General features: G+C 40.5%; 20 protein-coding genes and 2 tRNA genes. 18 read left to right on the plus strand and 4 right to left on the minus strand.

From position 1 onward, the window contains the following. The first annotated feature begins 181 nt into the window (after positions 1–181). Positions 182–1,066, plus strand: coding sequence for a citryl-CoA lyase (locus tag ACZ5XX_RS01620; protein WP_464584967.1), 885 nt, complete (start codon positions 182–184; stop codon positions 1,064–1,066). A 142-nt stretch (positions 1,067–1,208) separates the two neighbouring features. Here ACZ5XX_RS01620 and ACZ5XX_RS01625 read toward each other — a convergent pair whose 3' ends face one another. The 4 genes from ACZ5XX_RS01625 to ACZ5XX_RS01640 form a co-directional block, all read right to left on the minus strand. Next, entirely contained in the window at positions 1,209–2,099 is an 891-nt protein-coding gene (locus ACZ5XX_RS01625; protein WP_464586122.1) for a PhoU domain-containing protein, read from the minus strand. A gap of 9 nt (positions 2,100–2,108) precedes the next feature. Then, the gene (locus tag ACZ5XX_RS01630) at positions 2,109–2,702 is read right to left on the minus strand and encodes a hypothetical protein (RefSeq protein ID WP_464586124.1); all 594 of its coding nucleotides are present in this window, start codon (positions 2,700–2,702) and stop codon (positions 2,109–2,111) included. A 58-nt stretch (positions 2,703–2,760) separates the two neighbouring features. Beyond that, positions 2,761–2,832: transfer RNA gene (locus ACZ5XX_RS01635), tRNA-Thr, on the minus strand. A 13-nt stretch (positions 2,833–2,845) separates the two neighbouring features. Continuing rightward, positions 2,846–2,928, minus strand: a tRNA-Leu gene (locus tag ACZ5XX_RS01640). A gap of 172 nt (positions 2,929–3,100) precedes the next feature. On the opposite strand from ACZ5XX_RS01640, the gene ACZ5XX_RS01645 reads away from it, so the two are divergent. The 17 genes from ACZ5XX_RS01645 to ACZ5XX_RS01725 all read left to right on the plus strand — a co-directional run bounded on the left by ACZ5XX_RS01645 (position 3,101) and on the right by ACZ5XX_RS01725 (position 14,103). Then, on the plus strand, positions 3,101–3,268 hold the full coding sequence (locus ACZ5XX_RS01645; RefSeq protein WP_464584969.1) for a 4Fe-4S binding protein: 168 nt from the start codon (positions 3,101–3,103) through the stop codon (positions 3,266–3,268). 21 nt (positions 3,269–3,289) lie between these two features. Beyond that, positions 3,290–4,426 (plus strand): NAD(P)/FAD-dependent oxidoreductase, encoded by a 1,137-nt coding sequence (locus tag ACZ5XX_RS01650; protein ID WP_464586126.1) that lies wholly within the window; start codon positions 3,290–3,292, stop codon positions 4,424–4,426. Positions 4,427–4,556: 130 nt separating this feature from the next. Beyond that, positions 4,557–6,923, plus strand: coding sequence for an STT3 domain-containing protein (locus tag ACZ5XX_RS01655; protein ID WP_464584971.1), 2,367 nt, complete (start codon positions 4,557–4,559; stop codon positions 6,921–6,923). Positions 6,924–7,321: 398 nt separating this feature from the next. Then, the gene (locus ACZ5XX_RS01660; RefSeq protein ID WP_464584973.1) at positions 7,322–7,822 is read left to right on the plus strand and encodes a hypothetical protein; all 501 of its coding nucleotides are present in this window, start codon (positions 7,322–7,324) and stop codon (positions 7,820–7,822) included. Continuing rightward, positions 7,822–8,079: an EhaC family protein gene (locus ACZ5XX_RS01665; RefSeq protein ID WP_464584975.1), complete on the plus strand. Its 258-nt coding sequence runs from the start codon at positions 7,822–7,824 to the stop codon at positions 8,077–8,079. Before ACZ5XX_RS01660 ends, ACZ5XX_RS01665 begins: the two co-directional genes overlap by 1 nt. After that, complete coding sequence (locus ACZ5XX_RS01670) at positions 8,069–8,326, plus strand: EhaD family protein (RefSeq protein ID WP_464584977.1); 258 nt, start codon at positions 8,069–8,071, stop codon at positions 8,324–8,326. The genes ACZ5XX_RS01665 and ACZ5XX_RS01670 overlap by 11 nt, the downstream gene beginning before the upstream one ends. Then, entirely contained in the window at positions 8,323–8,604 is a 282-nt protein-coding gene (locus tag ACZ5XX_RS01675) for an EhaE family protein (protein ID WP_464584979.1), read from the plus strand. The genes ACZ5XX_RS01670 and ACZ5XX_RS01675 overlap by 4 nt, the downstream gene beginning before the upstream one ends. Then, positions 8,601–9,098, plus strand: a complete 498-nt coding sequence (locus ACZ5XX_RS01680) for an EhaF family protein (RefSeq protein ID WP_464584981.1) — start codon at positions 8,601–8,603, stop codon at positions 9,096–9,098. Before ACZ5XX_RS01675 ends, ACZ5XX_RS01680 begins: the two co-directional genes overlap by 4 nt. A gap of 4 nt (positions 9,099–9,102) precedes the next feature. Continuing rightward, complete coding sequence (locus ACZ5XX_RS01685; protein ID WP_464584983.1) at positions 9,103–9,780, plus strand: EhaG family protein; 678 nt, start codon at positions 9,103–9,105, stop codon at positions 9,778–9,780. Between the two features lie 12 nt (positions 9,781–9,792). Continuing rightward, on the plus strand, positions 9,793–10,464 hold the full coding sequence (locus ACZ5XX_RS01690; protein ID WP_464584985.1) for a proton-conducting transporter transmembrane domain-containing protein: 672 nt from the start codon (positions 9,793–9,795) through the stop codon (positions 10,462–10,464). 6 nt (positions 10,465–10,470) lie between these two features. After that, positions 10,471–10,686, plus strand: a complete 216-nt coding sequence (locus ACZ5XX_RS01695) for a hypothetical protein (RefSeq protein ID WP_464584987.1) — start codon at positions 10,471–10,473, stop codon at positions 10,684–10,686. Between the two features lie 9 nt (positions 10,687–10,695). Further along, positions 10,696–11,574 carry a respiratory chain complex I subunit 1 family protein gene (locus tag ACZ5XX_RS01700; RefSeq protein ID WP_464584989.1) on the plus strand — a complete coding sequence of 293 codons (879 nt, stop codon included), beginning with the start codon at positions 10,696–10,698 and terminating at the stop codon, positions 11,572–11,574. A 9-nt stretch (positions 11,575–11,583) separates the two neighbouring features. After that, the gene (locus ACZ5XX_RS01705) at positions 11,584–11,823 is read left to right on the plus strand and encodes a hypothetical protein (RefSeq protein WP_464584991.1); all 240 of its coding nucleotides are present in this window, start codon (positions 11,584–11,586) and stop codon (positions 11,821–11,823) included. A gap of 1 nt (position 11,824) precedes the next feature. After that, entirely contained in the window at positions 11,825–12,103 is a 279-nt protein-coding gene (locus ACZ5XX_RS01710; RefSeq protein WP_464584993.1) for an energy-converting hydrogenase subunit EhaL family protein, read from the plus strand. Then, on the plus strand, positions 12,100–12,501 hold the full coding sequence (locus tag ACZ5XX_RS01715) for an EhaM family protein (RefSeq protein WP_464584995.1): 402 nt from the start codon (positions 12,100–12,102) through the stop codon (positions 12,499–12,501). Before ACZ5XX_RS01710 ends, ACZ5XX_RS01715 begins: the two co-directional genes overlap by 4 nt. Further along, complete coding sequence (locus ACZ5XX_RS01720; RefSeq protein WP_464584997.1) at positions 12,498–12,929, plus strand: NADH-quinone oxidoreductase subunit B family protein; 432 nt, start codon at positions 12,498–12,500, stop codon at positions 12,927–12,929. The genes ACZ5XX_RS01715 and ACZ5XX_RS01720 overlap by 4 nt, the downstream gene beginning before the upstream one ends. 4 nt (positions 12,930–12,933) lie before the next feature. Further along, entirely contained in the window at positions 12,934–14,103 is a 1,170-nt protein-coding gene (locus tag ACZ5XX_RS01725; protein ID WP_464584999.1) for a hydrogenase large subunit, read from the plus strand. The last annotated feature ends 2 nt before the right edge of the window (positions 14,104–14,105 follow it).

The raw sequence follows: 14,105 nt of genomic DNA on the forward strand, positions 1-14,105 counted from the left end.
TATCACCAATATTGTAGGTTGTCATCAACATACTTAAATTTTACTATTAGTGAATTATATTTCACTTTATATGAACAAAAAAGCTTGGTAACAAAATTTAGTTCATATTATGTGAATAAAACTGCATTAAAAGTGTTAAATTTAAATAGGAGTAGATCCAAGGACAATACGGTGAATAGCCATGATAACAGAAAAATCCTTAAAAGAAACCTTTAAAATTGATTTTTACCGCTGGAAAACTGCCATAACCTTCATAGGAAAAAATTGCATCGCTACACGTGGTTACTTCCTGGAAGACCTTATCGAAAACGTCAACTTCGCCGATATAATATTCTTACTACTAACGGGCAACCTACCTTCCCAAAAAGAATCCAAAATGCTCAACGCCATACTAGTATCCCTCTGCGACCACAGCATCACCCCACCCAGCACACAAGTTGCCCGTCTCACCGCTTCTACCGGCTCCACCTTAAACGCATCTGTCGCAGCAAGCCTATTAGCATTCGGAGAAAAACACGCAGGCGCCATAGAAAAAGCCATGAGACTATTCCAAAATACCATAAAGCTATGTGAAACCGAAGAAGACATACCATCCCTAGCCAAAAAAACCATAAAAGAACACTTGCAAAATGCTAAGAAAATACCAGGATATGGTCATAGATATCACCATAAAGATCCCAGAGCAGCCAAAATCCTAAAAGTAGCGGGAAAGTTGGAATGCGCAGGACCACACACTCAACTAGCAAAAGAAATCGAAAAAACACTACACAAAACCAAAAAAATACACTTAAATATCGACGGAGCCAACGCAGCAATACTATCCGACCTAGGATTTCACTGGAGCGCAGGAACGGGAATATTCATGATAGGAAGGCTTCCAGGGTTAATAGCCCACATAAACGAAGAAAAAACACAAGAAAAACCATTCAGAAAAACTTTGAAACTCGAAGAAATACAATACTATGGAAAAAAACCAGGAAAACTAAGAGAATCCAAAAACTTGGACGAAACAATACAACAATATACCAAAAAATACAAAAAGTTGAAGCACCCAACGGCCTTTTAATAAAACCATTAAATATACACCCCCACAAAACTTTTCCCGACAAAACCAATCCTTTTAGCAATATCCCACAATATATAACTTGGGATGCGATGCCCTTCGATGCTTTTTATGGACAAGAAAAAAATTCTTTGGAAAGGAAAATTCAAAACTTCCTGAACCTCTCAGGTGTGGTTGTGCGTGGAATATTCTTATAAAATTCCACTGCAGTATCCATAATCTCAACACAAATATCCCCTATCCTCTCGAAGGTCTTAACAATCCTTGAAAGCGAAATATAATATGTTGAACGCTCCTTCCCATCAAAAGAGGTTTCTGCCATCTGAACCGCGATACAATTAAGCGCCTTTCTCTGTATCCTATGCATTTCCTCCTCAAGTCTCATAACATCATCTTTAAATCCCAATCTTTCGTTAAGGAAAGCGTCCATGGCCTTTTTAACCATGCTAATAGCTGTTTCATACATTCCATTGAGATACTTCATTATCTCAGGGTCAACAGGATAAGCTTCCTTAACCGTGAAATTGGCCACTATACCTGAATGATCACCTATACGTTCAAGATCATATGCAATTTCAGTGAAGACCACAGCCCTCCCAAACTCAGAATATGGATTCATAGCTATCGCAGTATCAATTGAAGACCTAATCTTCTCATGCATATGATTCGTAACATAATCCATTTTAAGGGCTTCATCTGCAAGTTCCTTATCATATGTTTCAAGGGCCTTAAATGATTTTTCAAGCTGTTTACACACATGTTTTGACATGTCCTTTAGAAGCTCCTTGATGAAAAAACTTCCCGCATATTCCTTTGAGGTCAATTCCTCGCCAAAAATATCTGAAAATTCCTCAAATTTTTGGAGATCGACCATATAAGCCCTTTTAACAACGCCTTTTCTTATAAGGGGTCTGAGCAGTTCAGTAACATAACGTCGTGTGATCCCCAACTTTTCAGCGATTTCATCTTGTGTAGACGGATTTTCGTATAATATCACGTCGATTATCGCCTTTAAAGTAGCATTTTTCCCAGGCATTCCCATCACTTATCTTTTATCCTCAGTTATTATAACTATGGATTCATTAAAAATAACAGCTATCACATAAATTAGAATCGCAATGATGATCACCGAGATCAGGGCATCAAATTGATAAAACAACAGACTATACAATCTTACAATGGACGAATTCACATCTATAAAGCCTCTTAAAAGGAGCAATAGACCAGCGAATATAAGCAAGTATCCATGAGTTCTCTTTATTTCATCTGCTCTGAAAAGGGGATATAATCCCATTATGAGAAGGCCAAGGCCCATTGACCTGAAAAGATTCCAATGGGTTACACCTTCCAGGAGATAGAGTATACTCTCTGATCTCCAATAAAAATTGGCTAGGAAGTTTATAACTTCTATTATAAGGATTATAATAAGTGGAATCGTGAAAACTATCTTATCTTCCACTACCCGCGTTTTAACATTTCCTAGCGGCTCTCTAAGGTAATGGGATAATAGTTGATAAAGCATTGAACCTAAAACCGCGCCTAATGCAGTTCCACCAACCCCAAGTTTTTGGGTGGTGAATGCTACTATCCCCGATATCAGCCCTGCCATTATTATATCAAATGCCTTGGACAATTCCACCACCAAGAAGAATATCATTTTCCCATAAACTCTTACCAAGAAAATTAATCATCATTAAAGCCTTAGGGGGGATTTGAACCCCCGACCTCTGCCTTACCAAGGCAGCGCTCTACCACTGAGCTACTAAGGCCAGAATAAGTTAATGCAGGGGAAGGGATTTGAACCCTCGAAGGCCTGCGCCAGAGGATCTTAAGTCCTCCCCCTTTGGCCGCTCGGGCACCCCTGCATGGTAATTAATAAATAGGAAAAAACTGGTATATTAAGTTAACGGTTAAATGATTAAAAACCTCACCCTTTATGGATTTCAAGAAAAGATTTCCCTATCAGTAATCAGGGGGGATAGGACTTCCCTCCATGTCTTCAGTGTGGGCACACTATAAAATATATAAGGTGATCGATTGAGGTTACTAGAGAAGTGTGGGTGTTGTGGTGCTTGTGTAAATGTATGCCCCTATGAAATTCTAGAAATGGAAAAGATTGTCATAATGAATGGGGAATGTAGAGAATGCGGTACTTGTAGTATAATATGTCCAGTGAATGCCATCCAAATAATATGGGGGGTGTAGATCATTAAATATGATTTGATAGTGGTGGGGGGTAGGGTTGCCGGGTCCATATCCTCGTTCCACGCGGCAAGGGAGGGTCTCGATGTTCTCATGGTGGAAAAAAATCCTGAGATAGGCACGCCAGTACAATGTGCTGGGGGTGTTAGTGACACTTTTTTCAAATCCATGAAAATAAAACCATTGGCACAGTTCACTTGTTCTAGGATTAGGGGGGCGTGCATCCATGCACCCTCAGGTGCAAGTTTCCTAACCGATGACCCTATAATAAAAGGTTATATTGTTGAAAGGAAAATATTTGATAAATACCTTGCCATCCGGGCGGCCGAACAAGGAACCGAAATAATGCTCAATACAATAGCAAAGGATCTTATAATCAAAGATGGGAAAGTTGGGGGTGTGATAGTTAAAAAAGATGGTCAGACATTTGATATCTGCTCAGATATTGTTATAGCTGCAGATGGGATACAATCAAAAATCGCCAGGAAAGCGGGCCTTGATACAAGGTTTAGGGTGGATGAAATCTGCTCATGCGCCCAGTCAGAGATGGTGGGCGTTAACATTAAAAAGGAGATAATGGAACTCTATTTTGGAAATAGAACAGCGCCTGGAGGTTACCTCTGGGTATTCCCAAAGGGTGAGGAAAGGGCGAACATTGGTGTTGGAATACGTAGAAGAAAATGGAACGCGAAAAGCGCCCAATATTATCTTAAAAGATTCACGTCAAAATTGGATGCAACTGAAATAGAATTCAATATAGGGGCCGTGCCCATTGGAGGGCCCGTGAAAAGAACCTATACTGATGGTCTGATGGTTGTGGGTGATGCTGCAGGGCAAGTAGACCCATTAACAGGAGGGGGTATACACATAGCCGCAGAATGTGCGAAGATAGCTGGTGAAATCGCATCAGAGGCCATAGAGATGGGTAGGGCCGATGCAGAGTTCCTGAAAAGGTATGAGAAAAGATGGTACAAGAGGGTGGGGGCCAATATTAAAAGATCCCTTAAGTATCGGAAAATACTTAATCAACTAACCGACGAAGATATTAATAAGTTGGTGGAATCATTAGAAGGAGGAGAATTAAACCTTTTTAGCACTTCACTTCTTAGATTTGTGAAAGACTACCGTAATATCCTCAGAATCCTCAAGGAAATACTATAAACGGTGATAAATTTTGCCAAAAAATAAATCCATTATATTGGTATGTATCTTAGCCTTTATCATAAGACTTATACCAAGTAGGAATTTTGCATTCCCTGGTAATGATGCATATATCCACCATGACATCGTAATGAGGCTAGCTACGGAGGGTCTAGGTATACTTTCAAGGAATCTAATTTCACTATTAGGGCTTAAACCGTATGCTTATCCACCATTCTATCATATACTAGGATTCTTATTGTATAAGATCTTTAACAGTCAACTTGTATTCTTTCTTTTACCACCATTTCTTGGAATGTTAACCGTCCTCGTATTCTATAAGATTGCATGGGAGATCTTTGAGAAGAAGAGGGAGGCAATTTTATCTGCCTTTTTGTTCTCAATGGTACCATCATTCGTGGCCAGAACATCAGTTTTCATACCAGAATCCTTAGGGATCCTATTATTCACAATAATACTCTACTTGCTTATAAAATATGCTAAGAGCATGCCAGGATATTCTGATATTGATAATTTCAGTCTAGGAGGATTCTTCAAGATATTCAAAGGTAGTTTCAAGTATCTTATAACAGCCCTTTTAGTATTATCTATATACCTCTTCACCCATCGGGGGTGGGTATTCCTCATCCTAACCATCCTATTATTCATTTTAACATTCATGATACCATCCTTTAAAAAAAGGCCGGTAGAAGTTTCCATTTTATTCCTCTTAGCAGCCGCTGGTATTCTAGAATTTGTATTATTCACTGCCCGTTTACAAACACAACCAGTTACAATACTCGGATTCCCAAAGTGGATGGGTTTAATCCAGATCATATTTGGATTATATGGTGCATTATTTTTCATAAGATCAAAGAATCCCATTTATAAGTTCATCCTTTTATGGTTCGTTGTATTTGCGATGATAGGAACATATTCCTTCAGATTCCGGGACCCTTATGCGGCGATACCACTATCTTTAATGGCTGGTTATGGGCTTGCACAGGCCATTATAAGATTGGATAGGGTGAAAATACCAGATTACAGGATACTTAAGAAAAATCTCACACCATATATAAGATTATTTATTATGTCATTCCTTTTAATCATCCCAATCATGCAAGGGGGTGTGATAGCCTATGTAAATGTTATAAATCCTACACCGGAGCAGATGGAAGCCTTTAAATGGATAGATGAAAACACCCCCGCAAATTCTGTGTTCTTGGCGACAATGGATGATGCTTACCTTCTCATAGGTAACACGCACCGAAAAGACGTCCTATTATGGAAAACAATCTACCAGGGCATGATGGGAAACCCACCCACTTTGAAAGAGAAGGAGATGACCGAAATAGAAGTGAAAACGATATTCACCACGTCACAGCCCAACGAGGCCTATTATTTCCTGGAAAAAAATAATATAACGTACATTTACATTAGAAAGGATATGCACCAACAAGGCTTGGGTCTATACCTCCCCACAGACACACACTTCAAAACCCTTATCGTAACTGGAGACGCCGCAGTATACCAGTACATTCCAAACCCACCCCTAAAAGGCGAAAAGGCCAAAATAAACTTTACAGGAAACCCAGAATATGAAAAGATAACCAGTTTCATAGAAAAATTCTGGAATGGATATTCTTATTCAGAGAGTGGTGGATACGCTCCAAAAGGAGATGATACCGCCAAGGACTTGGAATTTGGGAGCGCATTCAAAGGCTGCTACGATTCCAATGCCATGATAGCGGTACTATATGCTAAACTATCTTCAAAAACGGGTGACACAAGATTTAAAGAACGATCTGATTATCTTATTGAATGGTTAGAATATAAGCAGATGGAAAACGGGTCATTCCCAGGGGGAATGCCACCAGCAGAATACACCCTAACAACGGCCCAGGCAATCTATCCCCTTAAAGACTTGAAAACAAATGAAACTGAAAAAATAGTAAAAAAAGGGTTACAATTTATTGAAAACCAGATAAATGATGAGGATATCAAAATAGCAGCCAACAAGGAATCATCACAGTTTATGGGAACAGATTACTTGAAACTTAAAACGAAATCCCAGGTGGGTGGAATAAGCCCAGATAAAAAACTCGTATACAATGTAATTGAAAAACAAGAAGGGGACGGGTCTTGGACTTCCACAGCATATGAAAATATTGAAATACTTAAAGGGTTAGCAATATACTACCTCACCACAAATGATACAAAAGCCCTCAAAGCGATTCAAAAAGGTTCGGAATGGCTTAAAGCTAACCAAAATGACAATGGCAAATTTAAAGGTGACGGAGACTCTGAAATATACTCCATAGGACATTATGCCGATGCAATCCTAGTATATTATGTGGCTGGGGACAAAAAGGCCATGGAAAAAACCCTAAAATACACCCTAAAAAAGAATGTTGAAAATGATCCAACGCCATTAAAATCCTACTTAACATTATTCTGGAACCTCAAAATGATATACAACGAGGATATAGCCCTAGAATTATCATCCCAAGTACTATAAAACACATAATGGCAGTGGGATACACTTGTTATAATTGATATCTGCGGTTTTCACATCCCCGCATCTTTAAGTTTGGACGATAAAATGGTGTGGATAACAAAAATTTATAGGATATTCATATTCTGGGCAAAACAAAACATATTTATATGTTTTAGGAGAAGAATTAAGGTGAAGTATAAAGGTATAATACGGGTATGAGGTGCAAAGAATGTTTAATATACTCACACTCCAATATTTTTTGAAAAAACTATTAAACATTTAAACATCCTCCCAGATTTCATAACCTCACAAAGCTTTATAGGCTTATACATGGAACCTAAGGATATTAAATATAATCATATGACTTGTGACAAGTCCAATATTATTTTTAGGGGATTATCAGTTTGGAGTGGATATTTTTGAATGAAATGGTAGCGATCCCAATCGCCGCGGTCTTGGCGTGGCTGAACTTTGTTATAATAGACATATGGATGGGCCTACCCGAAGCCCCAGGTGTCAGGGGTGCCAGGGCAATTGGCAGATCCATAGAGAAAAGAGAAGGAGATCTAGGAGGGGGCTATTTTTCAGGGAACATTGTATGCTCTCCAGATGCTTCAGCCGGAACTCTACTAGCATCCTGCGGTTACTACGGATTTGGAGGGCCTGAAGGCGGTTTAATCGCGGCATTGTTTGTCTATTTTGGGAATAGAATGTGTGCGGATCCTGGATATGCTGGGACAACAGGAGCCTTAGCCATAACCTTCATAATATGGGTTGCATCACATTTTGGTATCACAGCAAATTACTTTATAGTAGGTATGGTGATCGCCATATTGACAATCCAAGGCTTGTACCATCCACTATCTTCTAAGCTTATCGGTAAAATAGCCAGGAAAATGAATAGAAAAGTCATCAAGTGATGAAAATGATAGAAGAGACAATAATTTCCTGTATAATAATATATATGGTTTTAAGACTCTTCATAACCCAGAATAGGCTAGAAAGGATGCCATACCTCAACGTTATAAATTTTGGAGTGGCGGCTGTTATAACACTCAAAAACCCGTCGCCACTAGGTGCCATAGCATCCATGGTATATTTTATACTCGCGACTGTAGGCGCAAATGCCATAGCATTCACCATAAGTAAAGTAAAGGAGATAGAACATGGCGATTGAATTCGTATATGCCGCGGCCATCCTCATGATAGTAGGAGCCTTAGGGGGTGTGCTCCAGACAAGACCCATAGACAAATTCCTGATGTTAGCAGTCCTAGGGGATGGTCTGATTAGTATCGTGGCAACCTTCGGCTATCTTGACGTGGCAATGGCATCATCATTCATGACCTTCGTGGGGATAATTATAATGATGATTGGATTAATCAGAGTACTTGAAATCAGAAAAATGCGAGGCGAACTAGGATGATATCAGCCACCGGGACTCTCCCATTAATATCATTCTACCTTGGATTAACATTATTATTAATTGGGGGTTTAGGTGTTGTGTTCGGGCCTAAAACTTCAACAGAGCCCATAGTTAGGATAATAAACCTTACAGTCCCCTCCACTGGGGTGGCTTTGATCTTTTTAAGTTATAATTATACCCTTGCAATGCTAACATTCTTAAGCGTGAATCCAATCCTCTACATTATTATGATAAGGGCTATTATAAGATTGGAAGAAATGGGAGGCTCCATAAGTTGATAGGGAGGATATTGAATTCGTTAGCCGAGCCTAGGGTGGTTCCGAAGATATTCGCATTCGCCATAGCGATAGTATTAGTTTTTAGTTTGCCTCTTCCATTCCATCTCAACCCGGAACAGGTCTATCCTAAACCCGCACCCCAACTCCAAATGGAGTTAGCCAAGAAAAATATTGATATAAGTTATAATCTCGCCCCCTATAATCGTGGCGGACTACCAGTAGACCCAGACAATAGGGGTATAGTGAAATCACAGTACAAGAGCCCATATGAAGGTTGGATAACAGCGTATCTGACACCGTTTTCCCAGTGGATGAGGGACGTCTCCTACCATCTAGGCACTACCATCGTAGCACATCCGGGAGGGATACTAGATGAAATACTATATTATACAAGGGGATTAGACACGATCCTCGAATCATCCATACTATTCACAGCATTTACAATAGCATCCTGGGTTATATTAAACAGGACGAGAAAAATGACAGGAGAATAATATAATGGATCCTAGTTCAGTAGTCCCTAACTTTGTGCCCCAGATAATCACGAACTTTTATCCATTAGCAATCATAATCGCCATCTTAACAGCTGCTATAGGACTCTCAGGTGTTATAATAGAAAGAGACGACTTTCAAAAGATTTTAATAATACAAATAGTCACTTATGCCATGCTGATAATCGTGGCAGCTGTAGGGACCGACCTAGCCGAGGCCCTTATCCTCCCAGGGTTGGTTGTATCACTAGCAGAGATACTAGCAGTAACAGAAGTACTAATATTCAGAGAATATATAAAAAGGGGGATCAGTTACCCCAGGTTGAAGGAATATAAACCCATTGACATGGAAGTTCTAAAAACAGCCATCCCCATGACGTCACTTCTATGCGTCGTCTATGGTACTATCCTAACAGGCTTTACAGGGGGGGCGGTTGCAGGAGCAGGTATACTCATATACCTTTTCATAGGAGAACCCAAGGGCTTATCACATGATTTCTGGGAGGAAATGTCAGGAGTCTCGGGACTTGCATGGTGCTTATGGCTCCTAGGATTCCTATTATATTTCTTAAACCCTAGACTATGGCTCGTGGCACTATTCATGTCAGGCGGCGGGATCATAGTCAAAGTAGCCTTGAAATTCGGACTTCTAGGAATACTAAACCGGGAGGAATTCAATAAATAAAGGCGGTTAACAATGAATGAGATAACCAACTTAAGCGGTCCAATAATAGGACATATCCCATTCATAGACATAGTATTATATATAAGCCCATTTTCACTAGCCTTAGTGGCGGTTATAGCAGCATTCACAGCATTCCTGGCGCTAAGCAAGCCAGAACTGAGATCGGTGACAAGATTTGGAGAAGACGTAGTAAGAACGACCACTGTAGAGAGGAAAGAAGCCAGGTTCAGGAGATTCATGACAATACTCTGCGGTATAGCATTAACAGGCGTGGTAACCACTGGGGACTTGTTCAATTTCGCATTATTTGTGTCATTAACTGGCATCACTAACATGGGAATATTCGCAGGAGTAAAGGACGCCCATGTCCTTGATGCAACATTCCATTATGGTCTCGTCCTCATGATCTGCAGCTTACCACTCTTTGGTGGGGTGGCCATGATACTAGCAAACACAGGCACGCTAAGTATGGGCGTCCTAGCAAACATCCACACAAACCCTATATTGAATATGAGTAGAACATTACTCCTTATAGGAGCTATAGGAGAAGGTGCCTTGGCACCATTCTTCGCAACCAAAGTAGAGATGATAAGGGCAAAGGGGGCCCCTTATATAAATATGATGCACTTAAGCTCCCTAATGGTTTTCACAAGAGTAATAGAAGTCCTATTAATCCTGGGGTGATCCAAGATGAAAAAAGGGACAAAAAATAGTATGCTCGCAATAATCACCAGCCTACCCATCATACTCGGATTTATAATATCCTTTCCATTAGCTGTTTCAATCGTGATTTTAACCGTATTCATCCCATTATCAGCATATTATATCGGCCTCGTGTTAATGGCCCGTGCAAAGACAAAAAAAGATGAGAAAGAGCGCACAAAGGTGACATTCACAGGTTATTAAACTTTGGTGATGAAGATGACTTATCTTATCAGCATCAATCTGCCCTACATGCTATTAGAGATAATCACAGCATTCATAATAGGAGGATTGTTATTAGGACTCCAAAGGAAGGTTATAGCGAGGATACAGGGCAGACCGGGACCGCCCATAATACAGCATCTGCTCCACACATTCAAATTTTATATAAAAGAGCTTTCAATCCCTAGAACTTCGAGCATGCCATTATATGTGGCGATAGTAATGGCATTAGATGGTCTATGGGTTCTTGCACTCATCATAGGCCCGATCCTACACGGCCCACTCGGCATTGTAATATTATGTTATGCCATACATAAGGTTTCAGAGCATGGGATAGGCCTAGCCTCAGGGTCCCCCTATACAAAGATGGGAAGCTGCAGGGCGGTTCTCTCTGCTACTGCTGAAATGCCCTTAATAGCAGTCATGGCACTAGTATATTTCAAAACCCACACCCTAATCATAAGCGATATAATCAATTATCAGCTTATCCACGGATCTCTCGTCCTACAATTGCCTTTATGCGCACTAGCCGTGTTCATACTATTAATCTCAAAGGCCCCCTATAGTCCATTTGGGATTGTCTGGGGTAAAGATATAGTATCAGGTTACAAAACTGAACATTTTGGGGTTATAAGGGGTGTTCTAATGATGGGTGAGATCCTAGGATACTTTGTACTCCTATGGTGCTTTTTAACCCTCTTCTTTGGGGGTGTAATAAGCACGCCACTAGATTATATCATAGGGATGACAATCATCACAATCCTGCTAGGGTTTATTTGTGCCTTGACGCCGATGGTGGCACCATATCATTCAGTGATGATACAATGGATATTCGCTGTACTGGCCCTTGCAAATGCTGTCCTTGTGTGAGGTGAAATAATGGAGAAATCGTATATAATCTTGTCACTGGCGATGATTGGCATACTTGTCATGGTAATGGTCGCGGCTAGTATCATGCAATTAAGGGTAGCGATAATAGCAGCTATAATATTCACAGTATTGGTGTCATTTTTCTTCCTAGGTGAAAGGGTGGAGAAGATTGAGACCATAGCATTCTGGTTTGTTATAATTATGTTCATAATTACTGCAGCCTTCATATTCAAGGGGGGAGGCTTCTAGGATGCCATACTTCACGTACCTTCTACATTTAGTCATGTTCGCCATTGGGATGTTGATAGGATTGGAAGTAAGTTATAAGTGGCACAGCGAACCATTCGTAAGAAAAAGGATAGAACCCATACCCCTCATAATCGCTTTAATCGGTGGAGGGCTCATAATCATCTATGCACCGCTAGGATTATTCTTCATAGGGTTCGTGATCGGGATGAGACCGGGATATGGTGTCTATGAGAGCATAATAGGGATCATATTCGCATTAATATTATGGGTGGCTCTATGACTGATGAGACAATAAAAAAGATAAAACTGTGGAAACTTGAAAGTTACGCCTACAAAGATCAGGTACTGAAAAAACTCTCGGAGACCTTGAAGATCCCAACAGAGGAAGTGGAGGAATTATTAGCCAAGAACTTAGATATGGCGAGGATAGAATCATCCCACTCATCAATGGAACAAGCAATACTTTTCAGACTTGAAAAACAAATAGAACTAGACTTAGGACTAGACTACCTATACCACCTAGAACTCCTAGACAAAGAACAAGTAGAATCCATAAAAGAAGAAGTCATAGAAAAATTGGAAATTTCTGGGAAACTGGAGATCAACCCAGAAGAGTATGAAAAACTGATAGATGAGGCCAGGAAGAAGATAATAAAAATCCTAGAGGGAAGTGGATGATAAAGGACTTCATAAGAAAAAGATCCATTCACGTTTGCCTAATCTGCACCGGAGGATGCAATGGATGCGATATAGAAGTAGCAGCCCTACTATCAAAAAGATACGACCTAGAACAATATGGCATATATTATCATAACAATCCACGTGAATGCGACGCACTCCTAGTCACAGGACATGTGGCGAAACAATGGCAAGAAAAGCTCATAGAATTATACAACAAAGTCCCAGAACCAAAGGCTGTTCTTGCAATAGGAGCATGCGCCCTAACCGGGGGCATATTCCAACAAGAAAGTGACAAGACAGGAGCCCCAGTAAAAAATTTCATCCCAGTACACGCGGAGGTTCCAGGATGCCCGCCAAGACCAGCTGAGATAGCCACAGCCATATTAAAATACGTACCAGGTGTCCTGGCCAGTTACTCAAAATAAGAGGATGATAATAATGACTTACGTACCCATCGGGCCAATTCACCCCGGGATAAAAGAACCATTAAGGATAAAACTCAAAACAGAAGGAGAACGGGTAGTGGCCGCTGAAGTCGACTTAGGCTATTTCTATCGTGGCGTGGAACAGATAGCCAAGGGCAAACCATGGCAGAAGGTGGTCTACCTTTCAGAGAGAGTCTGCGGCATATGCTCCCACTTCCACCCGGTGACATTCATCGAAGGCCTAGAGAAGATCGCTGACTGCGAACCCCCACTCAGGGCACAATACCTACGAGTAATAATAGGGGAACTCAACCGTATACAGAGTCACTTGATCGCCAATGCAATATACTTCCTGGCAATAGAACATGAAACCCTAGCAATATACTTATTAAACGTTCGAGAAAAGATAATGGATCTTACAGAGATGATAACAGGTAACAGAGTGCACTACGCTTGGAACATAGTCGGCGGGGTTAGAATGGACATAAAAGAATCCCAAAAGAAGAAAATACTAGAGAATTTGGATATCGTGGAACCAGCAGTATACAGGTATAGGAAAATGTTCAAAACAGGAGCACTCCTAGGTTTAAGATCCAAGGATATAGGGAAAATGAGCAAAGAAGACGCAATAGATGTGAGGGCAGTAGGGCCTACAGCAAGGGGCTCAGGGGTCAAATTTGATTGGAGACAAAAACATCCAACCTTCACAGACTACTTCGACTTCAAACCAGTGTGGAGAAAAGAAGGTGACAACTATGCAAGGATAATGGTAAGATTCGATGAAATACTAGAATCCATAAAAATGATAAGAAGAGCCATTGATGAACTCCCAGAGGGGCCGATAAGAAAAGAATACAAGATACCGGAGGGTTCAATTGATAACAGATACGAGGCCCCAAGGGGCGAAGTCACATACATATTTGAAACAGCAAAAAATGGTATTATAGGGGATATAACCATAAGAACCCCCACTATAATGAACCTTGAAGCTTGTGTAAAGCACATGTTCAATGATTCACCTACAATAGCAGATGCGGTTGCCATATACCAGAGTATAGACCCTTGCATCGCCTGCACCGAACGTGTAACAATAGTCGATGAAGATGGGCGCAAAAAGGACTTCAGAGGTATGAACAACCTCAGAAGAATGTTCACACAAGGGGATGAGAGGTAAAC

The organism is Methanothermobacter crinale (assembly GCF_055397825.1).